22 protein-coding genes and 1 riboswitch are annotated in these 25,634 nt (G+C 56.5%); of the genes, 12 read left to right on the plus strand and 10 right to left on the minus strand.

All coding sequences use genetic code 11. The annotated features are described in order from the left end of the window. Window position 1: 1 nt before the first annotated feature. From LDN84_RS17505 to LDN84_RS17520, 4 genes are all read left to right on the plus strand, one after another. Complete coding sequence (locus tag LDN84_RS17505; RefSeq protein WP_223904705.1) at window positions 2-1,519, plus strand: Ni/Fe hydrogenase subunit alpha; 1,518 nt, start codon at window positions 2-4, stop codon at window positions 1,517-1,519. A 48-nt stretch (window positions 1,520-1,567) separates the two neighbouring features. Continuing rightward, window positions 1,568-2,068: a hydrogenase maturation protease gene (locus tag LDN84_RS17510; protein ID WP_223904706.1), complete on the plus strand. Its 501-nt coding sequence runs from the start codon at window positions 1,568-1,570 to the stop codon at window positions 2,066-2,068. Window positions 2,069-2,344: 276 nt separating this feature from the next. After that, window positions 2,345-2,965, plus strand: coding sequence for a response regulator transcription factor (locus tag LDN84_RS17515; RefSeq protein WP_223904707.1), 621 nt, complete (start codon window positions 2,345-2,347; stop codon window positions 2,963-2,965). A 50-nt stretch (window positions 2,966-3,015) separates the two neighbouring features. Next, a complete protein-coding gene (locus LDN84_RS17520; RefSeq protein ID WP_223904708.1) occupies window positions 3,016-4,809 on the plus strand; it encodes an ATP-binding protein in 1,794 nt (597 codons plus the stop codon). Between the two features lie 48 nt (window positions 4,810-4,857). Here the strand turns inward: LDN84_RS17520 and LDN84_RS17525 are convergent, their stop codons facing one another. The 6 genes from LDN84_RS17525 to hemC all read right to left on the minus strand — a co-directional run bounded on the left by LDN84_RS17525 (window position 4,858) and on the right by hemC (window position 11,703). Continuing rightward, window positions 4,858-5,718: a ParB N-terminal domain-containing protein gene (locus tag LDN84_RS17525; protein WP_223904709.1), complete on the minus strand. Its 861-nt coding sequence runs from the start codon at window positions 5,716-5,718 to the stop codon at window positions 4,858-4,860. 282 nt (window positions 5,719-6,000) lie between these two features. Next, the gene (locus LDN84_RS17530; RefSeq protein ID WP_223904710.1) at window positions 6,001-7,071 is read right to left on the minus strand and encodes a GGDEF domain-containing protein; all 1,071 of its coding nucleotides are present in this window, start codon (window positions 7,069-7,071) and stop codon (window positions 6,001-6,003) included. A 207-nt stretch (window positions 7,072-7,278) separates the two neighbouring features. Beyond that, window positions 7,279-8,574, minus strand: coding sequence for a heme biosynthesis protein HemY (locus tag LDN84_RS17535; RefSeq protein ID WP_223904711.1), 1,296 nt, complete (start codon window positions 8,572-8,574; stop codon window positions 7,279-7,281). Window positions 8,575-8,576: 2 nt separating this feature from the next. Beyond that, complete coding sequence (locus LDN84_RS17540; RefSeq protein WP_223904712.1) at window positions 8,577-9,674, minus strand: uroporphyrinogen-III C-methyltransferase; 1,098 nt, start codon at window positions 9,672-9,674, stop codon at window positions 8,577-8,579. A 218-nt stretch (window positions 9,675-9,892) separates the two neighbouring features. After that, the gene (locus LDN84_RS17545) at window positions 9,893-10,738 is read right to left on the minus strand and encodes a uroporphyrinogen-III synthase (protein ID WP_223904713.1); all 846 of its coding nucleotides are present in this window, start codon (window positions 10,736-10,738) and stop codon (window positions 9,893-9,895) included. A 2-nt stretch (window positions 10,739-10,740) separates the two neighbouring features. Next, entirely contained in the window at window positions 10,741-11,703 is a 963-nt protein-coding gene (hemC, locus tag LDN84_RS17550) for a hydroxymethylbilane synthase (RefSeq protein WP_223904714.1), read from the minus strand. Between the two features lie 104 nt (window positions 11,704-11,807). Between hemC and ppc the strand changes: the two genes are divergently transcribed. After that, window positions 11,808-14,657, plus strand: coding sequence for a phosphoenolpyruvate carboxylase (gene ppc / locus LDN84_RS17555; protein WP_223904715.1), 2,850 nt, complete (start codon window positions 11,808-11,810; stop codon window positions 14,655-14,657). 29 nt (window positions 14,658-14,686) lie between these two features. Here the strand turns inward: ppc and LDN84_RS17560 are convergent, their stop codons facing one another. From LDN84_RS17560 to LDN84_RS17570, 3 genes are read right to left on the minus strand one after another with little or no spacing between them, the layout of a single operon-like run. After that, window positions 14,687-15,412: an FkbM family methyltransferase gene (locus tag LDN84_RS17560; protein ID WP_223904716.1), complete on the minus strand. Its 726-nt coding sequence runs from the start codon at window positions 15,410-15,412 to the stop codon at window positions 14,687-14,689. 30 nt (window positions 15,413-15,442) lie between these two features. Further along, window positions 15,443-16,195 carry a LytR/AlgR family response regulator transcription factor gene (locus tag LDN84_RS17565; RefSeq protein ID WP_223904717.1) on the minus strand — a complete coding sequence of 251 codons (753 nt, stop codon included), beginning with the start codon at window positions 16,193-16,195 and terminating at the stop codon, window positions 15,443-15,445. 19 nt (window positions 16,196-16,214) lie between these two features. Beyond that, the gene (locus LDN84_RS17570; protein WP_223904718.1) at window positions 16,215-17,258 is read right to left on the minus strand and encodes a histidine kinase; all 1,044 of its coding nucleotides are present in this window, start codon (window positions 17,256-17,258) and stop codon (window positions 16,215-16,217) included. Window positions 17,259-17,338: 80 nt separating this feature from the next. On the opposite strand from LDN84_RS17570, the gene argH reads away from it, so the two are divergent. From argH to LDN84_RS17585, 3 genes are read left to right on the plus strand one after another with little or no spacing between them, the layout of a single operon-like run. After that, entirely contained in the window at window positions 17,339-18,790 is a 1,452-nt protein-coding gene (gene argH / locus LDN84_RS17575) for an argininosuccinate lyase (RefSeq protein WP_223904719.1), read from the plus strand. A 12-nt stretch (window positions 18,791-18,802) separates the two neighbouring features. Next, window positions 18,803-19,462, plus strand: coding sequence for a c-type cytochrome (locus LDN84_RS17580; RefSeq protein WP_223904720.1), 660 nt, complete (start codon window positions 18,803-18,805; stop codon window positions 19,460-19,462). A 21-nt stretch (window positions 19,463-19,483) separates the two neighbouring features. Further along, entirely contained in the window at window positions 19,484-20,005 is a 522-nt protein-coding gene (locus tag LDN84_RS17585) for an anti-sigma factor domain-containing protein (RefSeq protein WP_223904721.1), read from the plus strand. A 114-nt stretch (window positions 20,006-20,119) separates the two neighbouring features. Here the strand turns inward: LDN84_RS17585 and selD are convergent, their stop codons facing one another. After that, entirely contained in the window at window positions 20,120-21,223 is a 1,104-nt protein-coding gene (gene selD / locus LDN84_RS17590) for a selenide, water dikinase SelD (protein WP_223904722.1), read from the minus strand. A gap of 134 nt (window positions 21,224-21,357) precedes the next feature. Here selD and LDN84_RS17595 point away from each other — a divergent pair, with 134 nt between their 5' ends. From LDN84_RS17595 to LDN84_RS17610, 4 genes are all read left to right on the plus strand, one after another. Then, a complete protein-coding gene (locus LDN84_RS17595; protein ID WP_223904723.1) occupies window positions 21,358-22,323 on the plus strand; it encodes an HDOD domain-containing protein in 966 nt (321 codons plus the stop codon). 216 nt (window positions 22,324-22,539) lie between these two features. Next, window positions 22,540-22,650, plus strand: a riboswitch (guanidine-I (ykkC/yxkD leader). A 54-nt stretch (window positions 22,651-22,704) separates the two neighbouring features. Then, the gene (locus tag LDN84_RS17600; RefSeq protein ID WP_223904724.1) at window positions 22,705-23,742 is read left to right on the plus strand and encodes an ABC transporter substrate-binding protein; all 1,038 of its coding nucleotides are present in this window, start codon (window positions 22,705-22,707) and stop codon (window positions 23,740-23,742) included. Window positions 23,743-23,828: 86 nt separating this feature from the next. Then, the gene (locus LDN84_RS17605; RefSeq protein ID WP_223904725.1) at window positions 23,829-24,842 is read left to right on the plus strand and encodes a fatty acid desaturase family protein; all 1,014 of its coding nucleotides are present in this window, start codon (window positions 23,829-23,831) and stop codon (window positions 24,840-24,842) included. 2 nt (window positions 24,843-24,844) lie between these two features. After that, window positions 24,845-25,633 carry an SDR family NAD(P)-dependent oxidoreductase gene (locus LDN84_RS17610; protein ID WP_223904726.1) on the plus strand — a complete coding sequence of 263 codons (789 nt, stop codon included), beginning with the start codon at window positions 24,845-24,847 and terminating at the stop codon, window positions 25,631-25,633. Window position 25,634 lies beyond the last annotated feature (1 nt).

Below are 25,634 nucleotides of genomic sequence, written 5' to 3' on the forward strand. Positions count from 1 at the left end.
CATGAGTTTTGCACTGGAAACCGCCGCCCACCCGGAGGGCTTACGCCGCGTGGCGATTGACCCGGTATCACGCGTGGAAGGTCACGGCAAGGTCACCCTGCTGCTCGATGAGCACAACCACGTGCAACAGGCACGCCTGCACATTGTGGAGTTTCGCGGCTTCGAGAAGTTCATCGAAGGCCGCCCTTACTGGGAGGTACCGGTGATGGTGCAGCGCCTGTGCGGCATCTGCCCGGTGTCACACCATCTGGCCGCGTCCAAGGCGTTTGACCGGGTGCTGGGGGCCACCCCCATCAGCGCCAGCGCCGAGGCGGTGCGCCGCCTGATGCATTACGGGCAGATGCTGCAATCGCACGCGCTGCACTTTTTTCACCTGTCTTCGCCCGACCTGCTGTTTGGTTTTGACTCCCCGGTGGCTCAGCGCAACATTGTGGGCGTGGCGCAAGCCCACCCGGAGATCGCCAAGAAAGGCATCTTGCTGCGCAAGTTTGGCCAGGAGATCATCCGCATCACGGCGGGTAAGCGGGTGCATGGCACCGGGGCGGTACCGGGCGGGGTCAACAAGCTGGTGAGCGCTGAGGAGCGTGACAGTCTCAAGCGTGAGCTGCCGCAAATGCTGGCCTGGGCACAAGACGCGGTGGACATCGCCAAACAGTTGCACGCGCAAAACCCGGCGCTCTACAACCGTTTTGGCAGCTTCCGCTCGAACCTGCTGTCCATCGTGCGCGCTGACGGGGCCATGGACTTGTACAACGGTGTGCTGCGGGTGCGCGACGAGGCCGGCCACATTCTGGTGGACGGGGTGGACGACCAGAAGTACCTGGATCTGATCGAGGAAGAAGTGCGCCCCTGGAGCTACATGAAGTTTCCGCACCTGCGCAGCCTGGGGCGCGAGCTGGGCTGGTACCGGGTCGGGCCACTGGCGCGGGTACAAAACTGCGATTTCATCCCCAGCGAGCGGGCCGAAATCGAGCGCCAGGCCTTTGTGGATTGGGGCAAAGGTGAACCGGTGCACGCCACGCTGGCCTACCACTGGGCCCGCATGATCGAAATGCTGCACGCGGTGGAGGTGATTGCCGAGCTGTTGGATGACCCGGCCCTGCTCTCGGGCGACCTGCTCACCAGCGGCCAGCGGCAACGCAGCGGTGTTGGCATCATCGAAGCCCCACGCGGCACACTGATCCACGACTATGACGTGGGCGACAACGACCTGGTGACCCGCTGCAACCTGATCGTCTCGACCACCCACAACAACCAGGCCATGAACGAAGCCGTGCGCTCGGTGGCGCGCGACTACCTGGACGGCCACGAGCTGACCGAAGGCCTGCTCAACCACATTGAAGTCGCCATCCGCGCTTATGACCCCTGCCTGTCCTGCGCCACCCACGCGCTGGGCCAGATGCCGCTGGACGTGACGCTGCTGGCGGCTGATGGCACGGTGCTGGATCGGGTGCAAAAGTCAGCGTTGGGCGGGGTGAGCCGCTCGATCAACCATTCCTCAGATGAAATCAGCCTCTAGCGCTTGTAAAATATGCGCAAATAGCTATTATTTATATAGCAAATATCGATGAATTTACCGATGCAGCCAGCACACCAGGCCGCACCGCTGCTGGTGCTGGGCTGGGGCAACCTGAGCCGGGGTGACGATGCACTGGGGCCAGCCTGTGTGGCGGCGCTGCAAGCACGCTTGCCAGCCCACCTGAATGAGCAGGTTGAGTTTCTGGACGACTACCAATTGCAGATTGAGCACGCACTGGACTTGGTTGGCCGCCAGGCGGTGTTGTTCATCGATGCCAGCCTGAGCTGTGCCGCACCGTTTGAGGTGCAAAACCCACAGCCCAGGCGCGACACCAGTTACTCCAGCCACGCCCTGTCGCCCGAGGCACTGTTGCAGGTGTTTTCCGACGTGCAGGGCCAAGACCCGCCACCCGCCACCCTGCTGGCCATTCGCGGTGAGGCCTTTGAACTGGGCCAGCCTATGAGTGCGGCAGCACAGGCCCATCTGGAAGCTGCGCTGGACTGGGCGCTGGCTTGGGTGATGACGACACTGACAAGCAGTCTGACCTGAATCCGGCGCGGGTGATGGTATTCACCATATCAAATTGCAATCTGGCAGACTCATGAAATATGACAAAAGTCCCAACACCAACGGATCGTGGCCTGGTAGTGCTAACGTGAAACCGTTGAGTGCGATCACTGTTGCTGCGATCCGGTGAAGTTATCCGTTTCCGATAACCATCTTTCCTTGCGCAAACACGCAGAGAAGTTCAAACTGTCACAGGACAAGAACAGCCAACTTTTTCATGAGAAAAAGGGCTCAAAATCAAATACAGAGGAAGATAACGTGCAGTACAAAATTCTGATCGTAGATGACCATCCGCTGGTGCGTGATGGCCTGGCGATGTTGGTGTCTGCTTTGCCCGGTGGTGCGGAAATATTCAAGGCGGCCACTGCGGCTCAAGCGCTGGAGCAGGCTGAGTTCCATACACCGCTGGATGTGATATTGCTGGACTGTGGTTTGCCAGACGCAGATGGCGGCGGGTTGATCAAAGCGCTGCAAACTCGTGGCGGTGGTGCGCCGGTGATTGTGGTTTCTGCCAATGAGTTTGATGGCACACCCGAGCGCATGCTCAACTTGGGAGCTTGCGCGTTTGTACCCAAAAGCAAGGCCTCAGCCACCATTCTCAATGCGGTCAAGGACGCTTTGGCACGCGGCAGCGGCCCCCATCAGCCAGCAGCCTCCATGCCGCCTGTTGACCTGTCCGCCGCGCCCCAACTGACCGCTCGTCAGCTTGACATCTTGCTCATGTTTGATCAGGGCATGACCAACAAAGACATTGCCTTGCACTTGGGTTTGTCTGAGAAAACCGTTAAAAACCACATCACAGCACTGTTTCAGGCTCTGGGCGTGGTGAGCCGTCTGCAGGCGGTTCGACAGGCGCGCAATTTCAAATTGCTCACATGAGCAAGTGATGTAACGTCAAGGGTTCAAGTTTTGCGTGAATTGAGGCTTTGATGAAGAGAACAGACGCTGTCCAGTTGGAACAAGCGCGCAACCTGCACGATGGTGCACCTTTGGTTTTATGGGGCAATTTTGGCGGGGCACTGTGCGCCTTTTTGATTGTGTTCTTCGGACTGGGGACTCTGCAGCTTTTCCTGTCAACATGGTTGCTGGTATTTGTCTTGTACATGAGCTGGTTTTTCTGGCTGCGCCGACGCTACCCGTGTGCAGCCTTGGACAATCCTTTGCAGATGCGTCAATGGTTCCAATGGAATGTGCTTGGCAACATCATTTTGGGTCTGATTTGGGGGGTCATGTCAGCGGTGGTGATTTCTGCTGGTGTGCCAGCTTTTCAGTTTGCCATGCTGGCCGGGATGGCTGTACTGACGGTGGGAGGCATGTTCAGTCTGGGAGCGTATTTCCCGTCTTTTCGTGGTTTTTTTCTGGTGCTGATGCTGCTCACCATTGCGGCCTTGATCGGACAGGGAACGATGCTGCACGTCGGTATGGGGGGAACAACCATCCTTTTCCTGCTCTTCATGTTGTGGGCCGGGCAGCGCTTCAACCGCAGCTACATTGACTCCCTGCTGCTGCGATTTGAGAACCTGGAACTGGTGCGGGAGTTGACATTGCAAAAGGAAACGGCAGAAAACGCCAATCTGGCCAAATCGCGTTTTTTGGCGGCGGCAAGCCATGATTTACGCCAGCCTATGCACGCACTTAACCTGTACCACGGTGCCATGGAAAACGTCGAACTCCCATCCGAGGCGCAGTTGCTGCTGTCTTACGCACGACAGTGTGCCGTGGCCATGGATGACATGTTCACTGTCTTGCTGGACATGTCGCGACTGGATGCGGGAGCCGTGACACCAACCTTCAAAACCTTCCCGGTCAAACAATTGTTGGAGCGTATTCGCGTCGAGTTTGAACCACCCGCCAAAGAAAAGGGGTTGGATTTACGTGTTGTGCCATCCAAACTTTTTATCCGAACCGACCCCGCGCTGGCAGAGCGTATTGTGCGCAACCTGGTATCCAACGCGGTTCGATACACCCATCATGGAAAAATCGTTATCGGTTGCCGATACCGGGGCAAGGTGCTGCGATTGGCCGTGTTTGACACGGGTACCGGGATTCCTCAGGACAAACAGCAATCGGTGTTTGAAGAATATTTCCAACTGTCCAACCCCGAGCGGGATCGCACCAAGGGTCTGGGTTTGGGGTTGGCTATTGTCAGCAGGGTGGCCACCTTGCTGAAAGCACCTATTACCTTGCAATCCAAGCTGGGATCTGGCTCCATGTTTGCGGTGGATTTCGAGTGTGACGAGGCGTATGTGCCGGTAGCGGTGGAGGCCGACAAGCCTGAAGTTGGCCGGGAGAGTTTGGTTGGACGATTGATCGTTGTGATTGACGATGAGGCCGCCATTCGCGCTGCCGTGGTTATGTTACTTAAACAATGGGGCTGCGTGGTGGTCGCTGCCGCTACCGGGGACGATGCCGTGGAGCAGTTGGCGGCCTACCCCAGCCTGCCGGATGTCATCATATGTGACTACCGTCTACGCGGCACAGAAAACGGGCTGGATGCTATTGAGAAAGTACGTATGGAGTTTTGTGCAGATGTGCCTGCCTTGCTGGTGACGGGGGACACCGCGCCGGATCGGATTCTTGAAATCCGCGAAGGCGGTTTCCCCGTTTTGCATAAGCCGCTACAACCAGATGAGCTACGAACCGCCATGTTGCAAGCCATTCTGACGCATCAGAGTGATGAGGCACAACAGATTCAGCCGAAGCAGGAACTTGCCCACGAATAACCGAAACGCTGCTGTCAGCCGCGTCAGGTCAACTTGGAACGGGCCCCATCAGGCCATACGCTGACTTTTTTCCAGCAAATTCAAGACCTGTTTGCGCAAGGCATCATTTTCTTTTTCCAACTGGGCAATACGCTGTTTGAGCGCCTTGACCTCATCGGCTGGAGGCGAACATTCTGGAACCTCCAGCCCTTCCTGATCGGCACCCTCTTCGGGCATCACGCGCGGTTTACGCTTGGCTTCCCGCACCCGTTTGGCCGCTTGCTTGAGCTCGTCTTTTCCGGCGACAGCAGCAGCAACCTGTTCTTCAGCGGGCAAACTGGCAACTGCAGCGGCAGCGTTGAGGGAGATATCACCCGACTTCAAAGCGGCAACCACTTCGGGTGCAGCCTGTTTCTGGATTTTTTCAATCATCACCATCTGGTTGCTGCTCAGACGGGCGGCCTTGGCAATATCTTCACGCGTGAGCAGTGGCACTGAATCCATCGCGCTGGCAGGTGCAGAATCCTCCCACGGGGGTACATCAACAGCCACGGAGGCATCCACCCCACCGGGATTCAAACTCTCTGGTACCTGCGTTCGGACACGCCGCGCCGCCATAATTTCCCGTTTTCTCAAGGCAAGCACACCGCGCTGAAAGTCGGACACACTGCGTCGTCCGAGATGCTGTTCAATCATCCACAAATGAACATCTTCCATGGACTTGAACCATGTGTTCTGCACGGTCTGAAACGGTAAACCATGTGCCTGACAGATGGCGTAACGGTTATGCCCATCAATCAGCACATCGCCCCACAGCACCAAGGCATCTCGACATCCTTCGGCCAGAATGCTGCTCTCCAGTGACGCGTATTCGTCAGGAGTCAACGGATCGATATACGCTTTCAATTCTTCATTGACGATGATGTTCATAAATGGGTAGTCAGGACTAGGTTCGTTGATCAATGGGGGGCGCATTGTAGGCACTACTCTGCGGGCGGATAACTTGGCCTTGGCGCAAGGACTGGCTGGTATTTAGACCCGAGCCACCGTAATGATGTCCACCCACCAAATGGTGTCAGCCGGTGTCTGACGTTCCTGGTTTCTGGCCCATGAACCGTCTGTGATTGGTCTACCAAGCGTACAAAGCCTGGGTTTTCTCGAAAAATCTGGACAACACCGGCGATGGCAGCGCTGTGTTATGGATCAAAAATGTCAGGTTGACGCTGTGCTGGCATCCTGATCAGGCTGAGGAACTCCAAAAAAACCACGGCGAGCCAAACCAGGATAACTACACGCCTTGTTTCCTCCACTGCGCCGGGCGAAATCAACCGCTTTGATGGTTTTCTCAATAGCGGTTCCAGGGGAATCATCAGCCAGCACCGTCGTAAAACCACAACTTACCGTCACGCGCCCCACCTTGGTAAAGGTGTATTTTTCAACATTGGCCCGAAAGCGCTCGAAGGCACCCAGTACCAAAGCCTCATCCGGGCAATGCAACAACACACCAAAGTGATCATCACTCAAACGATAAAGGCGGTCATACGTACGAAAAGTGTTGCCAAAAATACGCGCCACACGCGACAAGATTTCGTCAGAAATAGGGCGACCATGGTGCTCGGCAATCAACGCAAAATTATCAATCTTGACCGACCCCAACCAATAATTCGCTGGCACACGGTGTCTGCGCTCCTGGTCTGCCTTTGTCTCATGCGTGCGAGATGCAGGAACCTCATTCATGTCTTCCAGCACCGCACTGTAAAACGCATCGTCCAGAGACTTGTTGTTGAGCAAACCGGTCAGTGGATCACGGTCACTGAATTCCAGCAAGCTGTACATATTGCGGTAAATGCGTCGCATGTGATCGATGATTTGCAGATGCTCATCACTTAACGGTGCCTCTGAATGTAATTCGAGCACGCCCTGATCCTCTTCTCTGAGTTGAGAAAACAAGGGCAACATGGTGATCCGTGGGCCTTCCGGCCCGGCCCAGGCAACTTCAACTCGATCACGTAGCGCCAGACACTTCAGTCGATCTGGTGCCTCTTCAAGTTTGGGCAACGACGAAAAGTCAATGCGCAACGGATCGATCACCCGGCCTCCACCTTTGGCATCAAGCCGGGCAACTTCCAACCAGCGACTCTCAGCGTCTTCACGCATCACCCGTGCAATCACGATGCGACTCACCGGCAGTAAATCAAGTAATGCCTTGGAGAGGGTTAATTCCAGCAAGTCACGATCACGGTGGTCGGTCAACCTGACAATATGTTCGATGAATGTACTCATACACAAATCATAGACTTGAAATGATGGTACGTCACGAAAAAGCTGGCTGACATCCGCTCAATCTGAAAGGCTATGTCACCGCCAGATACGGAGATTTCATCAAGAAACGGTGAATGACCAGAGTGCAGAAGTACCCGGCTGTGGTTATTGGAAAATTTCCTTATTGGATGCCGACATAGTCATCGGGAAAGACCCACCATCACGCAACTACACTTTGCGAACCAGCCTCACCTGTGCTGCGTTGCGCCAAGCTGCGGCAGCCTGTTCGTCTTCACCCTGACGCTGAGCCAAATCAGCCAATATTTGCCAAGCTCTGGTTTCCAGACCTACATCCTGCAATCTGGGCAACGCAAGTGTCAACATTTGATGCGCCTTTCCCCATAACTGCAGATGCAGGCAAGCCACTCCAGCCAAATATTGCAACACTGCATCTCCTGGGTACAGCATCTGTGCCCGCTCAATACGGGACAACCAATTGGAATCAATGGCTTCTTCAGTGGAAGAAAAACCGATTTCCATCACCCGCACCAAGGTGATTTTTTGTTCTTGTGAAAAATCATCGGGCACACTCATCATGCGCTCCCACACGGGCAACAGCCATTCAAAGGCCAGCGGTGCCGTACCACCCAAACGCATGCAGCGCTCGGCTGCCATACATGCTACTTCTGGCAGCGCCCTTTCATGGTGCTCCAGTTGCATCCAGACCCGTTCCAGTTGTTCCAGGTCATAAGTGTTTTGTAACCACTCCTGTGCCAACGAGCGCAACAAACCTTTGGCTGTATCTGGCGAGAAGGCACGATGCTTGGCCAGCAGGCGCGCGGTCTCCAGCGCCAGCGCATTTTTCCCTGCCATACGCGCCACTTTTAAGCGCAATCGCAGTGCCACAGTACGACGTGCAACACCCGATGGCAATTGGTCGAGCCATTGCAGCGCGGCATGCGCATCACGGTCTTGCAACGACCAGCGTACCGCACGCAACAACAACCCCTCTCGAATATCCCCGGCATGACGGGCATCCGCCTGTGTCATGGCTTGCTGAAAATAAAGCTCACGGGCTTGACGATCTTGCAATGACTGTGAACTCTCTGCAGCCAACAGGTTGGCCAATACTCGCAAACGGGCAGCATGTGGCCAATCTTCTCCACTTTGTGCCACCACCGACTCATGTGAAAGCAAGGTTTGTGTCGCCTTTCGGGCGCGTAAAAACCGACCCGCCACAAAATGCGACAGGGCATCCAGCAAAGCGGCATACATCACCCGTTCCTGATGGCGTAACCGCCATGATCGTGCCTGGGCAGGCAATGCAAACAAGGCAGATAAAGCCTTTAGCGCCAAATGCATCAACACAAACAACAGCACCAACAACAGCACCACCATATTGAGCGACAAATCCACCCGGTAAGGTGGCCAAAATACCGTGATGCTGCCCGTGTTGTTACTGGCAAACAGCGCTGCCGCGACTGCGACCCCAAACAAACCCAAGAACCAGAGAGCCACACGCATGATCAGCGTCCTGAAGCGGCTGTGGCCAACATGGCCAGAGTCTCATCAACCCGAGGAATTTGCAAGGTGCGCATTTGCACCTGAACTTGCTGCAGCAACGTAGCGGTTGCTTGGGTTTTACGAGCATTAGCCTGAAAATATTTTTTCAGCATGGCCTCGGCATCGGTCAGGTCAGAGCGTGCGGATTCGATTTGCCGCGCCAGCAGCCCCAAGCGGGCATTGAGCAACTTCAATTTGAAATTTTCCCGCAAGAAGAACGTCTGCTCGGGAGATAACAGCGCGGCCTCCGGGGACTCAATACGGCTCACTCGAACTAAATTTCTGGCTTCCCTCACAACCAGATCAAAGCTCGCTTGCCACCAGCTTAGGGATGCTTTGGGTGGTGGCACCAAATTTTTCCCGCTCTGCGGCACAGATACCACGGCATTGGCGGGTTGTATTTCATCGGCCAAATGCACCAACTCATCAAGCTTGATCAACAAAATCGGGGTATCACTGACCGCCGAAGTCTTGACACGGTCAATATCGCGCGCGATGGCACGCTGCAACAAAGCCAGTCGGGGTTGAGCCGCACGCACAATACGTTGATCTGCACTTTTCAACGCAGCAAGCAAGGGCTCCACGCTGCCCGTCAACTGGGCTTGTTGTTGCGCCAGACGGATGGCAGCTTCAATATCCACCACGAGGTTTTCATCACGCGAACGCGACATGCTCTGCATCAACTCGTCCAATTGGCTGCGCTGCAAAGCCACCTCACTCAAGCGCGCATCAAGCACAGCAACACGCGCGGCGGTTTCTTGTGCCAATAAAACAGCTTGCTTGGCCATCGCACTTGCTTCCAGTGACTGTGTTTGGGCTTGCGCACTCTGCCGGGCCAAAAGTTCCTGCATGCCAGCTACTTTTTGCCACAACATCATCACCGCCACCAGGGCCACACCACCCAGCACACCCAGCAGCAACAACAAACCCTTATGAGAGCTCACATGCGGTTTGACCAAAGCATCCTGCGCAGACGACACAGCAGATGGTGCAGCGAGTGTCTCTACGGGAGCCTGGTTGGCTGGTTCAGGGGAAAGCTCAGGGTTGGAGGGTAAGGACATGATTTCTCAATCATATCCTCCCCTAAGAACCTTAGATGCGAGTTTCCCCGCATACAGACCAAGCACAATCCCTTGCTGGCTGACTTCATCAAGCGGTATACGTTCCATCCGTTTGCCGGATTCAAGTCTCCGTGCTGAGAGCGACTTGCTTACGCACAGAACAAAACAAGGCACCAGGAGCAGTGATACGCCCGAACCGTTATCCCTGGTGACATCGGTCACAAAGACCGGGTGAGAGACAACTTTGGGTCAATCCATGCCAAGGACTGTATCGATGCCAGCACATCCGCCAATACGGGTCGCGCTTGCAGCACCCGCCCAAAACCCAGATCCCGTGCCGCCTGCGCAATCCGCACATGTGTGGCCACCGCACGGGCCTGTGACCAGTCTTGTGCAGGCAAAAGTCCTTTCAGGTGGCCCAACGCTTCAGCACTGCTGAACAACCAGACCGACCCATCCGCCGCCGCGGCATGCGCCATGGCACATTGCTGGGTATTCCAGACGGGGGCACCACGTTGGTAAGCCACCACAAAATCAACCTGTACTCCGGCATCGGTCAAACGCTGCGCCAGCCAGTCACGCCCAACACCAGCATCGTTTTCAGCCCAAGACACCCCATCTTCGGCCAAACTGCGGCCTCGCACAATCAGCACCTTGTCACCAGGTTGCACTTGCGTCTGCACCTGCTGCCAAAGCGCCTCGGAATCAAACTGACCCGACTGTTCAGAAGGTGACACCACATATGGCGCAGGCACGCCGTGCGCCAGCAGTGCGTTCGCCGTACCCGGTCCGGTTGACCATGCTCTTGTTTTTATAGCTTCCTGCACATATAAATCAAGCAATAGAGCCTTATTTTCTTTAAATAAAAAATCAACCGCATGACGACTGACAAACATCACAGCGGCATAACCCGACCAGCGTTGCCCTGCCGTCTGAATGCCAGACACATCCGGCAACCCCCGCACTTCAATCAGTGGCAAAGCCAGCGCATCATGGTTTTGTGCCTGCAGCAACTCCACCCAGGCTTGCGCCTGCGGCTGCACCCGGGTCACCAGAATACGCATGCTCAAACGGTCGGAGTGACCGTCGGGCTCAAATGAGCCAAAGTGCCGCCCTGTGCCAAGACTTGGCGGCGCAGCTCTCGCGCGACTTGCAAACCCAAATCAGTTGCACTCTCAATATCCGACACGATGCCGCTCAAGCGCACACACACCAGCGGCAAACGTCCTTCGGTATCACCCCAGGCGGCATCTATGGTCAAAGTGTCTTGGGCCAGCGTGGCATAAGCGGCCAAAGGCATGGAGCAACTTCCCCCCATGGCACGGCTGACCGCACGCTCTGCGGCCACAGCCAGCCAGGTCTGCTGGTGCACCAAGGTGCTTAATGCGCTGATCACATCGGTGCGATCACTGCGCACCTCAATCCCCAACGCACCCTGACCGGCTGCCGGCAACATCACGGCGGGGTCAAACTCGGTACGAATCCGCGCCGATAAACCCAAACGCTTCAATCCGGCAGCAGCCAACACAATCGCGTCATACAAACCCTCGTCCAGCTTGCGCAAACGGGTGTCCAGATTGCCACGCAAGGGCTCGATCTTCAGGTCAGGCCGCAACGCACGCAGCAGCGCCACCCGGCGCAAACTGGAAGTACCCACCACCGCGCCTTGCGGCAAAGCCGCCAGATCTGCATAGTTGTTCGACACAAAGGCATCACGCGGGTCTTCACGTTCCATCACACACGCCAGACTGAAGCCTGCAGGCAATTCCATCGGCACGTCTTTGAGCGAATGCACCGCCAGATCGGCACGACCTTCTTCCAGCGCCACCTCCAGCTCTTTCACAAACAGACCTTTGCCCCCGACCTGGCTTAAAGCGCGATCCAGAATTTGATCCCCTTGGGTAGTCATTCCCAAAAGTTGGACTGAATGCCCCTGGTCAGTCAGCAGCGACTGAACATGTTCTGCCTGCCACATGGCCAGGCGGCTTTCCCGCGTGGCAATCGTGAATAAAGATGGTGATGAAGTCATGAATGGGAGGGCTTGAAGCCGTAACCTTTTTGTAATCTGTCCGTATTCGAGAATGCTAGCATGGCTTTTGCTTGAGACATTGTCCATCCACACCGAGAACACCCATGACAAAGCGCGCAACCTTGCCAAACCCAAACACTTTGATCAACACCGAGCGCCCTTTGGTGGAGGACATTCGCCTATTGGGGCGTATTCTGGGCGATGTGATACGTGAGCAGGAAGGCGAAGCCGCTTTTGCCCTGATCGAGCAAATCCGCCAGTTGTCGGTCACCTTTCGCCGCCATGCCGACCCGGCGGCAGACCGGGCGCTCAACAAGCTGCTGAAATCCCTCAGCAGCGAACAAACCGTGAGTGTGGTACGTGCCTTCACCTATTTCAGCCATTTGGCCAACCTGGCCGAAGACCGCCACCACATCCGCCGCCGCGACATTCATGAACGCGCTGGCAGCACCCGCCCCGGCAGCATTGCCCTGAGCCTGCAACGCTTACACGCCCAAGGCATCACCCCGCAAGCCATCAGCGACATGCTGGCGCACAGTTTTGTCTCACCGGTGCTCACCGCCCACCCCACCGAGGTGCAACGCAAAAGTATTCTGGATGCCGAACGCGCCATTGCTCAACTGCTGACCGCGCGCGACGACATCCTGGCCCAGGCCAGCGCACAGAAAGTGGCACACGATGCACTGACTCCCCGCGAGCTGGCCAATAACGAGGCCTTGCTGCGCGCCCGGGTCTTGCAGCTCTGGCATACCCGCTTGCTGCGTTTTTCCAAACTCACTGTGGCTGACGAGGTGGAAAACGCGCTGAGTTATTACGAATCAACTTTTTTGCGCGAAATCCCCAAGCTTTACGCCAGCCTGGAACAGGCCCTGGGTGCACTGCCGGTGCACAGCTTCCTGCGTATGGGCCAATGGATCGGCGGTGACCGCGACGGCAACCCCAATGTCAACGCCCAAACACTCACCCACGCCCTGAGCCGCCAGGCCGACACGGCACTGCGCCATTACCTGACCGAAGTGCACTACCTGGGGGGAGAGTTGTCCCTGTCAGCCATGCTGATGGATTTCCCCGCCGAAATGCAGGCTTTGGCCAATCAATCGCCAGACACCAACGAGCACCGCAAAGACGAGCCTTACCGGCGTGCACTGATTGGTGTTTATGCCCGGCTGGCCGCCACCCTGAAGTTGCTCACCGGTGGCGATGCTGCCCGCCATGCGGTACCTCCGCAAAACCCCTACCTCACCCCGGAAGAACTGCTGCGCGACCTGCGTGTGATTGAAGCTTCCTTGCTGACACAACACGCCCAGGCTTTGGTCTCGCAACGCCTGCAACCGCTGATCCGGGCGGTCGAGGTGTTTGGCTTTCACCTGGCCACAGTGGACTTGCGGCAAAGCTCGGACCAGCATGAAACCGTGATTGCAGAACTGCTGGCCACCGCACGTATGGCCCCCGATTACGCCAAACTGGATGAATCGGCCAAGCGTGAGCTGCTGCTGCACCTGCTGTGTGATGCCCGTCCCCTGCGCGTCATCGGCCACGCTTACAGCGCCCACACTGTCAGTGAACTCGGTATTTTTGAAGCCGCCAAAGCCTCACGCAGCCGCTTTGGTACCCAAGCCATTCGCCACTACATCATCAGCCACACAGAAACCGTGAGCGACCTGCTCGAAGTGATGCTGCTGCAAAAAGAAGTTGGCCTGATGCAAGGCCCGCTGGATGAACAGGCCACCTGCGACCTGATTGTGGTGCCCCTGTTTGAGACCATTGAAGACCTGCGCAATGCCAGCCAGATCATGCGCGAGTTTTACGCCCTGCCCGGCATCCTGCCCATGGTGCAACGCGGCGCAGCCGACCAGTATGGCGAACAAGACATCATGCTGGGCTACTCTGACAGCAACAAGGATGGCGGCATCTTCACCAGCAACTGGGAGCTGTACCAAGCCGAAATTGCCCTGGTGGAAGTGTTTGACGGCATCAACCTTGCCAACGATAGCGCTCCCGTTCAGCTGCGTATGTTCCACGGCCGCGGCGGCACGGTAGGCCGCGGCGGCGGCCCTAGCTTTGAGGCCATCCTGGCCCAACCTCCGGGCACCGTGCGCGGGCAGATTCGACTGACCGAGCAGGGCGAGGTGATTGGCTCCAAATACGCCAACCCCGAAATTGGTCGGCGCAATCTGGAAACCCTGGTGGCCGCCACCCTGGAAGCCACCCTGCTGCACCCGACTCTGTCGGCCAAACCCGCTTTTCTGACCTGCGCCGCCGAACTGTCTTTGGCCAGCATGGCGGCTTACCGCAAGCTGGTGTACGAAACCCCTGGTTTCACCGAATACTTTTTTGATGCCACCCCGATCCGGGAAATTGCCGAACTCAACATCGGCTCCCGCCCGGCCTCGCGCAAATCCACTCAGAAAATTGAGGACCTGCGTGCCATTCCCTGGGGCTTCAGCTGGGGCCAATGCCGCCTGACGCTGCCCGGCTGGTTTGGTTTTGGCTCGGCCGTCGAGAGCTTTTTGAACCCACCCGAGGCCTCCGAGAAGCTGAAAAAACAGCGCCTGACCCTGCTGCAACAAATGCAGAAACAATGGCCGTTTTTCAGCTCACTGCTCTCCAACATGGACATGGTGATGGCCAAAAGCGACCTGGCGCTGGCCTCACGCTACGCCGAACTGGTGAACAACAAACGGCTGCGCAAGAAAATCTTCAGCGCCATTGAAGCCGAATGGCATCTCACCGCCGAAGCGCTGGAATTGATCACGGGTGACAAAGAGCGCCTGATGCACAACGCCCCATTACAGCGCTCCATCCGTCACCGCTTCCCCTACATCGATCCACTCCACCACCTGCAAGTGGAGTTGGTGCGCCGTTTTCGCGAAGGGCAGAGTGATGACCGGCTCAAGCGCGGCATTCACATCTCGATCAACGGTATTGCCGCAGGGCTGCGCAATACGGGTTAAAGCCGCGGAAAACCGCCAACCAGTGAGTATTACCTGGCGTAGCGCCACTTGCGCAATGGCAAGCCCAGGTAATACTTGCGAAAGAACTCGAAACGCGCCGCCATCGAGAAGCTGTAGACCGGGCTGGCGGGCACATACCAGCTGTTGAGGCCGGTGCGCAGCAGCAGTTGGTAGCCGTTTTGTGTCATCAACCGGTGTTTTTTGTGATGCGTCACATGATCTTCAATCAACACCAGGCGCGGCTGCCAATAAGCAAAGTCAAAGCCCGACAGCGCCACCAATTCATGGCCCTCAATGTCGATGGACAACAAATCAAACCCGACCGGTGCGTGGTGACTGCGCAAGATGGTGTCCAGGGTTTCACACTGCACCGACACCGTGGCACGCACCACCGCACCAATCGCAATCGGCTGATCTTCCAGCGTGGAATGCGGGCCAGCGCGGTTGAGCTGCAACTGTTTGCCAGCATTTTCCGGGCTGGAGCAGGCCATTTCCACCACTACGCCCTTGCGCGACTGGCGCAGCAGGGCACAGCAATCCGGGTCGGGCTCCACCAGCAAACCCGTCCAGCCCAAGGCCTCCAGATGTTGGGACTGCGAGTCCAGCACCGGGTCATTGGCCCCCACATCCACATAAAACCCGTTGGTCTTCTGAAAAAATGACTGCACCAGCGCTTGCTCAATGGCGGGTTCGTTATTGAACTGGTGGACATGATGGCCGAAAAAATCAGCGCGTTGGGACAAAAGTGACGGCATGGATGAATTGAGAAAATGAAAGTGCGTGGATTATCCAGCGCCAGCCCGGCGCACCAGCCCACGCACGGCGGCCAGCTGACGGCGCGACACCAACAGCACTTCTTCGATGCCTTCAAGCCGCACCGCCCAGCCCTCCCCTTCTTCGGGATCATGGTGCTGTTCCAAAGCACGCACCGCCCGCCGGGCCACCAGAGCATTGCGGTGGATACGCATAAAACGGCTGGCATAGCGGGTTTCCAGTTCACCCAGGGAACCTTCCAGGATGTAGCTGCGCGCAGCGGTTCGCACGGTGATGTATTTCAACTCGGCCTTCAGGTACAGCACCTGCGCCAACGGCACACGCTCGGTGCGGCCACGCTCCTGGATCACCAACACTTCATCAGAAAAATCATGCTCTAGCGCTTTATCTACAAGCGTAAGACGCTCTATTTTTTGTAGCATTGCCTGCAAGCGCTCAAGCCGTACCGGTTTGGTCAGGTAATCCAATGCCTCCAGCTCAAAGGCCTGCACAGCGTGCTCAGCGTAGGCCGTCACAAACACCACGGCCACCGGTTTGGGCAAAGTCTTCAGGGTCTGCGCCAAGGCCAAACCGTCCATGCCGGGCATGTGAATATCCAACAACACGGCATCCACTTCATGATGTTGCAAGAATTCAACTGCCTGCACCGCATTCGTCGCCTCGCCCACCACGGTGGCCGTCGGCTGGCTGCAATCACCCAATAAGACGACCAGACGGGCACGTGCCAGACTTTCATCATCCACCACCAACACCTTGATACTCATCGCTCCCCCTTGCCAATCGTCATGCAGGCAACTCTATGCGCACCTGAAACAGGCCATCCTTCAAACCACTTTGAAATCGGGCTTGAACATCATGCAGCAAACTCAAACGCTCACGCACGTTGTCCAGGGCCAAACCGCTGCCATGTGTCAGCCCCTCACCTGGCGTGGTGTTGGTCACCGTGATCACCACGCGTGAACCCCGGCGCTGGGTACGGACCCGGATGTCGGCCCCACTGGCACTCGGCTCCACGCCATGTTTGACGGCGTTTTCTACCAGGGGCTGCAGCAACAGCGGTGGCAAACGGGCGGTATTGGCCTGCTCATCCAGAACCCATTCGACCCGGATACGCTCACCAAAACGCACCTGCTCAATCGCCAGGTAACGCTTGGCCAGTGCAATTTCATCAGCCAGCGTGGCCGATTCACCCTGCTCCATCAAGGCATGGCGAAACAGGTCACTCAGGTCTTCCAGCAAACTTTCTGCCTGGCGTGGCTCCTGGCGCACCAACGCAATGGCACTGTTGAGCGTATTGAACAAAAAATGGGGCCGTATCCGTGCCTGGAGTTCACCCAAGCGTGCAGCCACTGCGGCCGGGGCACGGCCTTTGGCGCGCAACGTCAAGGCCGCCACCAAGACCGCGGAGAACATGGCCCCTGCACAGGCACTGGCCAGCCACGGTGCAGGCTCAAACAGCCCCACCATCACCAGCAAACCACAACCATACAACCCGGCCAAAGCCCCCAAAACCACACCAGCGGCTTGTTGCCACGAAGGGTTCAAGCGCGCAAGCCCTTTTTTCAGACTACATGCCACCAACAACCACAACAAAGTAGCAGGCAATGCCCCACCGGTGATCAACGAGGTGCGCATAAACCAGTCGGCTACAGAGGTTGAACCAAACATGGTGACCACGGCAATCACCGCCTGCACAAACAACACCGCGCGCATCACCACACCCACATGGCAGGCATCAAACACCAGCACCACCGGCCGTGGCAACACATCCTCGGCGGACTTGGAGGACGGATCATGGAAGACCGATAAAATTTGCGACTCTTTCATTCATCTGCCTGGCAAACAGTCTGTTGGGCGATTATTGATGATTCTCGGGCCTGCAAGCCCCTTCCAACCGTGAAGCTGTGATGAGCCAAAACCAATTCGACAAAAAATCCCAAGCCTGGTCGGCGCTGTTTTCCGAACCCATGAGTGATCTGGTCAAGCGCTACACCTCCAGCGTGTTTTTTGACAAACGCCTGTGGCAAGCCGACATCACCGGCTCACTGGCACACGCCGGCATGCTGGCCGCACAAGGCATCATCAGCGCCCAAGACCTGGCCGACATCCAGCGCGGCATGGCACAAATCACCCAGGAGATTGAAGCGGGTTCATTCGAATGGAAGCTTGATCTGGAAGACGTTCACCTCAACATCGAAGCCCGCCTGACCCAATTGATTGGGGATGCAGGCAAGCGCCTGCACACTGGCCGCTCGCGCAACGACCAGGTCGCCACCGATGTACGCCTGTGGCTGCGTGGCGAAATTGACCTGATCGGGACCTTGCTGACTGAATTGCAATGGGCTTTGCTGGATGTGGCCGAACGCCATGTCGACGTGATCCTGCCCGGCTTCACCCATTTACAAGTGGCGCAACCAGTCAGTTTTGGCCACCACATGCTGGCTTACGTGGAAATGTTCAGCCGCGATGCCCAGCGCATGCTGGAGGTGCGCAGCCGTGTCAACCGCCTGCCACTGGGTGCTGCTGCGCTGGCCGGTACCAGCTACCCGCTGGACCGCGAGCGCGTGGCCCGCACACTCGGTATGGTGGACACACAAGGCGCAGCACAGGTCTGCCAGAACTCGCTGGATGCCGTCAGTGACCGCGACTTTGCCATCGAATTCACCGCCGCAGCCTCATTGTGTATGGTGCACATCAGCCGCATGAGTGAAGAACTGGTGCTGTGGATGAGCCAGAACTTTGGTTTCATCAAGATTGCCGACCGCTTCACCACCGGCAGTTCCATCATGCCGCAAAAGAAAAACCCCGACGTGCCCGAACTGGCCCGTGGCAAAACCGGCCGGGTGGTGGGTCACCTGATGGGCCTGATCACCCTGATGAAAGGCCAACCGCTGGCCTACAACAAAGACAACCAGGAAGACAAAGAGCCGCTGTTTGACACGGTAGACACCCTGAAAGACACCTTGCGCATCTTTGCCGAGATGATTGGCGGCCAACTCAACCCCGTCAGCGGCCAAAAAGAAGGCGGCATCACGGTCAATGCACAAGCCATGGAACAAGCGGCCCTGCGCGGCTACGCCACCGCCACCGATCTGGCCGATTACCTGGTCAAAAAAGGCCTGCCGTTCCGTGATGCGCATGAAACCGTGGCCCATGCGGTCAAGGCGGCCATCACACACCAGGTTGATTTATCGGAGCTGCCGCTGACTGTGTTAAAAAGCTTTAACAATTCCATTGAGAAAGATGTTTACGATTGTTTAAGTCTGCGCGGCTCACTGAATGCACGCGATATTTTGGGTGGTACGGCCCCCAAGCAGGTGTGTTCACAAATTGCCCAACACAAGGCTCGCCTATCCTGATCCACCCACGCCATGACCATGTTTTTAAAAACCTATCTTCCCTGCGCCATAGCAGCAAGCCTGCTTTTTACAGCCTTGCCAGGTGTCGCTCAAAGCAACAAACCTACTGTTGACTTGTCTGCCCGACTGGCAGAATCTCAAAACAATGCAGCACTGGCCTCGGAATTACTGCTCAAAGGTCGCCGGGCTGCTGCGGTATGCGCCAATTGCCATGGCGAGGGTGGTAACAGTGTCAAACCCGACATTCCTAACCTGGCTGGTCAAAACCCGGTTTATTTGCTTGAACAAATGCGCTTGTTCTCGGATGGGAAACGTCGTTTTGAATTTATGGAGGGCATGATCAAAGCCATGAGCCCGGATGAAAAAGTGGGGGTTGTGCTTTTTTATTCAGCGCAATCGGTGATCACCTCTCCTGCCAAAAACGCCGCATTGGTCGCCAATGGCAAAGCTTATTACGACAAAGTCTGCTTTCGCTGTCACGCCAACGATGGCCATGGCAATAATGTTTATGCGCGGATTGCCGGTCAACAAAATGTTTACCTGACAAACACCATCAAGAACTACCGCAACGGTACAGGTGGACGTACCAATTCGTTGATGGCAGACAACACCCGCCACATGACTGATGCGGACATTGATGCCATCGTGGCCTATGTCACATCCATGAAATAACCTGTTTTCCATACTCCAACCATGACAGACTCCACAACCGATACACCTGAAGTGATCCCTCCCTATACCACCGGCTGGCGCCTGGTGGCTGTCATCTTGATGGTGGTGGTGGCAGTGGGTGCAGCCACCGGGGTAGGCATGTATGAAATGTTCAATGCACAAATCGTGCACTTGCAGACCAAACTCCAAAACGTGCCACAAACGAAGTACATTGCCGTCTTGCTGGATGCCAAGCAAGCTCCCGGCATGTTGGTTACCTTTGACCCGCAAGACAGTTTTCTGATGCTGCAGCGCCTCACGGACATCAAGGAAGGCCCCAACGACAGCCTGGAGCTGTGGGACAACACCAACAGCGCAAAACCCGTGTCTTTGGGTGTACTTACCCCCAAGCTGCGAACAGCTCAACTGCCCATGACGAGTAAACGCTTGTCCCAAGTGACCCAACTGGCCATCAGCGTGGAAAACCGGGGTGGGGCGGAACCTGGGGCACACCCCCTGGTGCCTTATTTGTACAGTGGTGCACTGATTCTGAAAGCGCTGTAACGCTGGCGGGTCTTTCAAGTGCCTCTATTCAGACACTTGTATTCATCAATTTCATAGCTACTAGCGCTATAGATACAAGGTCTAGAGCCCGAAAAGACCCTTAAAAACACAAATTCAACGCACCTGCAGAAAGGCGTTGGATTGTTTTTCAAGCACCACACCAATATCGGTCGCACCGGCAAAGCCCAAGCGCTCAAAGATGTCCAGCACTGCGGGAACCGCTTCAGGCGCACAGCTCACCAGCAAGCCGCCGCTGGTTTGTGGATCGGTCAACAAGGCTTGATCTACCGGTGAAAAGTTTTCGGGCAAGCTGACTTCGTGCCCATAGGCGGCCCAATTGCGCCCAGAGGCTCCGGTGATACACCCCTGCTGCGCCAGTTCTCGCACCCCCGCCAGGAACGGCACATGGACCCAATCCAGCTGCACCGTACATTGGGCACCACGTGCCATTTCCAGCGCGTGCCCGGCCAAGGCAAAACCGGTGACATCGGTCATGGCGTGAACCCCGTCCAGAGCGGCCAACAGCGGGCCCGGCGTGTTCAGCTGGGTGGTGACTTGCATCATTTGTGCATAACCCGCCGCATCCAGCTTGTCTTTTTTCAGCGCGGCAGACATCACCCCCACCCCCAGCGGTTTGCCCAGGATCAGCCGATCCCCCACCTGGGCGCTGGCATTACGCTTGACACGCGCCGGGTGCATCAAACCCATGGCCACCAGACCATAAATAGGCTCCACCGAGTCGATGGTATGGCCACCTGCAATCGGGATACCTGCCGCACGGCACACGCTGGCACCACCTTCGAGGATCTTGCCAATGGTCTCGACCGACAACACACTGATGGGCATGCCCACCAATGCCAGCGCCATGATGGGCGTGCCGCCCATGGCATACACATCACTGATGGCATTGGTGGCGGCAATGCGGCCGAAGTCAAACGGGTCGTCCACGATCGGCATAAAAAAGTCGGTGGTGGCAATCAGGGCCTGCGCCTCATTGAGCTGGTACACCGCTGCGTCATCCGAGGTTTCGATCCCCACCAGCAACTCCTTGGGCATGGGCATCGCCGTTGTGCCCTTGAGGATGTTGGACAACACGCCCGGCGCAATTTTGCAACCACAACCACCACCATGCGACAAGCTGGTGAGACGCGGCTCTGCACGTGCAGGCGGGGTTGAATTTGGCAAGGCAGAGGATGTGAGGTTGGGATGAGAAGTCATGTGAGGTATTGAAGCAAAAGCAACATGATGTCGATAGAGCGATTATCTGGTGCAGAGCCTGTCCTGTGCACGGCCATGCCTTGACCCCCTGCCCGGTGACCGCCATACTCGCTGCCAAATGATTGGAGACAGACATGAAAGAACAAACCCCACCAGAAGCCGCGCCAGCCACGCCAAAACTGCCCGCCCCCAGCTACCTGAACGTACCACTGCCCCACATTGGGGCCTGGACACAGTATTTTTTGAGTGCAGAAATTCCAGTCATGGCCAGCACCGCCCAATCCCTGGAGGAGTACCGCGCTAAAGAAGACGATGTAGATGCCAACATGCTCACGGCAACCATTCAGGTCGACCCGTTGATGACGCTGAAGCTGTTCTCGCGTATGGCCAACATGCGCCGCCCCGGAAGCAATACGGAAACCGAATCCATCACCACCTCTCTGATTTTGATGGGTATTGCCCCTTTTTTCAGACACTTTGGTCCACAACGTACGGTAGAGGACTGGCTGCAAGATCAGCCTGAGGCCTTGCAAGGCTTGCAACAGTTGCTGACTCGCGCCGAGCGTGCTGGCCAGTTCGCCTTGGGGTTTGCCATCCACCGTGCAGATACGGATGCCACCATCATTCACCAGGCCGCTTTTTTGAATGACTTTGCCGAAATGCTGCTGTGGCTGCACGCCCCAACACTGATGATCAAAATCCGCGACGCACAAGCGGTGGACTCCACCCTGCGCTCAAGCGCCATTCAAAAAGAAATACTGGGCGTGGAGATCAAGGATCTGCGCCAAGCCCTGATGAAGCTGTGGCGCTTGCCCGAATTGCTGGTCAACATCAGCGACGACCGGCACGCCGAACAAGCCAACGTGAAATGTGTGGTGCTGGCAGTTCGTGTGGCACGCCACAGTGCCTATGGCTGGGACAACGCCGCCTTGCCCGACGATTACACCGAGATTGCCGCCTTGCTCAATGCCTCGGCCCGCGTCGTTCCGTCTTTCTTGCGCAAAATTGACCACCCCATTCTGGAAGCCGCTACCTTGGGCGGCCGCAAAGAACCCGTTGATATGGCGGATCAGGCCAATTTCTCTGAACCTGCCGAATAAAGCCGATTCAGCCCCATTGAGCAAGACCCCTCGACAGCAAAACGCACCAAATACAAGCAACTCCGCACTATTTCTGAAAATAATGCATGGAGTATGGTCACGCTGGCCCGCCATGCCCATGGATGCCCTGATTTCCGGGGGGGAAATGATGGCACGTGATTTGCTTTACCCATCTTGCAAGAAAAGCGATGTGTGCAGCGATGTGCAATTGCTCTAGCGTAGGAGCACTAGGGTTCCGGTTGGCAAATACTAAATTTGCTGAATGTCTGGTCCGAGAGTGTTCCGGCCTCGCAAGAGGTTCCACGGAGGGATAAAAGCCCGGGAGAACGATGTACAGATCGTCTCTTCCTGCGCCTTTTCATTCACTCCAGGAGCTTCGTCATGCGTTCATCCCGTCTTTCTCCCACCAGCAACAGCAGCTCGTCCCTTCTGAGCCGCTTGTTCAAACCTGCACTGGGTCTGGCCGTGTCTTTGGCAGCAGCCTCAAGTTTTGCAGCCAGCCCCACCGCCATGAAAATTGGCACTGTGGTCTGGATTGGCTATGGGCCTTTTTATGTCGCTGAAGCGCTGGACTTGTACAAAAAATACAACCTCAAAGTATCTTTACAGGTGTTCACTGATCCGGCGTTGATTCCGCCAGCCATTGCCTCAGGCGCCATTGATGGCGGGCACCTGACCTATGACCAGGTGGTCGGCCAGGTGGCGGGCGGCAATATGCAAAAAGTGGTCATGCCCATTGACTACTCCAACGGGGGTGATGCCATCGTGGCCGATGCCAGCATCAAGACCGTGAAAGATTTCAAAGGTAAAAAGATTGGCTTCAACCCACTCTCACCGTCTGATTTTTTACTCTCTTACGCGCTTAAATCCAACGGTTTGACCGACAAAGACATCACACCGGTCAGCATGACCCCCGAAGCAGTGCCTGCGGCCATGGCCTCGGGACAGATGCCCATTGGTGTCACGTATGAGCCCAGCCTGTCGCAGATTCTGGGACAAGGCGGCGGCAAAAAATTCAAGGTGGTGTTTTCATCCAAAAACGCCCCCGGACTGATCGCCGACGTGATGGTGTTTGACGACAAGGTCATCAAAGCCAAACCAACCGAAATCAACGGCATGATCAAGGCTTATCTGGATGGTTTGGCCTATATGAAAGCCAAACCGGATGAAGCTGCCAAGATCATTGGCAAATTTATGGGTGTCACACCGAAAGAGGTCAAGGAACAACTCTCGGGGGTGTACAACATTCCGCTCACAGAAATGCCCAAAGCCTTTATCAAGGCCAAAGAAACCACCTCGTACTACGCCAGTGGCGAAATCATTGGTGAACTTCTGAAAAACAAAGGGCAAATCAAGACCATCCCTGCAGCTGAAGCCACCTTTGATGCCCAGTTTGTCACTGCATTGACCAAAAAATAGGCCTCGCAAGCTGCCCCGTACAGAGCGCCAAGCCAACCGGGCAACGCGTTCTGTTTTCTTTGTTTCATTGATTAATGAGTCCTATCATGGCGCAAATTTTTCGCTATCCCGATGGCCGATGGCCCAACATTGCGGCAATCAGTTTCACGCTCCTGGGCTATGTCTTCGGCGTGATGTTGATAGGTGCCCCAAGTTGGGCCAGCAATGTGCTGGGGCTGATGCTGGTGGCCCAGACGCTCATCTTGTCGGCCTATTTCATCCATGAATTTGCCCACAACGCCATCTTCAAGTCCGTTGCAACCAATGAACGCTGGGGCACACTGATGAGCTGGATCAACGGCAGTTGTTACGCCAGCTTTGCCGACATGCGGCGCAAGCACATGCGTCACCACATTGAGCGTGCCGATGTCATCACTTTTGATGTACGCGGCTTTTTGCTGCAATCGCCCGCCTGGTTTCGCCACACCATCCTGGCACTGGAGTGGGCTTACATCCCGGCGGTGGAATTCCTGATGCGTGCCTTTGTGATCACCCTGCCGTTTCGTGATGAGCGCAAACGCTCGGCACGCGGACGTATTCTGGGCACAGCGGTTGTCCGCATCAGCGCGTTTGCGCTGCTGGGCTGGTGGTCACTCAAGGCGCTGGTGTTGTACTTTGTGGCGTTTCTGGTGTTTGTCACGGTTCTGCGTTTTGCCGATTGTTTTCAGCACACCTACGATGCCTATCCGATTCTGGACGAACAACCCATTCCAAACGACAAGCTGCGTGACCGCGCCTACGAGCAGGCCAACACCTTTACCAACGTCGTCGGGCTAGGCCACCCCTGGCTGAATCTGCTGTGGCTCAATTTTGGCTACCACAATGCCCACCATGAACGCCCGGTAGCACCCTGGCACCGACTGCCCGCCTTACACCGTGAGCTGTATCCCAACGACTATGCCCAGGTGACACCGGTGCGTGAACTGCTCTACAGCTTTCACATCCATCGCGTCAAACGGGTGTTGTCCGGGGACTATGGTCAAGTTCTGCCACCTGGTCAGCCTGGTCGCGCCGATGGTTTTGTGGGTGCGGTCGGTGTGTCGTTTTTGACAGCCGTTTAAGCATGAAGCCCGACTACGCCCTACGCGGGAAAACCGTTGTGCTTACAGGTGCAGGGGGTGGCATTGGCCGGGGTTTGGCGCAGGCCTTTGCGGCGCAAGGTGTACGGCTGATGCTGCTGGACCGGGATGCCGCCACACTGCAGACACTGGCCAAAGAATGGCCCACCCTGGCTGACATGGACACCTCGGTATGTGACCTTGGCAACGATGCCGAGGTTGCGGCCTTGGCTACCCGCCTGCAAAACCAATGGGGCCGGGTAGATGTGCTGGTGAATAACGCGGGGGTGGAATACCCCACGCCACTGGACAGCACCGCCCCCGATGCCATGACCCGGTGGTCCAGCCTGCTCGACAACAATGTCACCAGCATGGTGCGCCTCACACGTGCCCTGCTACCGCTGATGCAGCCAGGTGCGAGCATCATCAACCAGTCCTCCATCTGGGGCAAGACCGGTGTGGCAGACTTTTCGGCCTACGTGGCAAGCAAACACGCTGTCATTGGCCTGACGCGTTCACTGGCCTTTGAACTGGCCGGACGCGACATACGCGTCAACGCCGTCTGCCCAGGCTGGATTCGCACCGAAGCGGCCATGCGATCCCTCTCCAACATGGCCCAGCGCCAGCACTGTAGCGAAGAGGCTATTGAGCGTGAACTCCTTGCCAAACAAGCGTGTCCAGCTATGCTTTCTCCAGCAGATATTGCGGGCGTTTACCTGTTTCTGGCCAGCAGCGATGCCAGCTCACTGACGGGTCAATCGCTGGTAGCCAGCCATGGTGAGGTCATGAGCTGAT

This window comes from Rhodoferax lithotrophicus, assembly GCF_019973615.1.
Taxonomy (GTDB): Bacteria; Pseudomonadota; Gammaproteobacteria; order Burkholderiales; family Burkholderiaceae_C; genus Rhodoferax; species Rhodoferax lithotrophicus.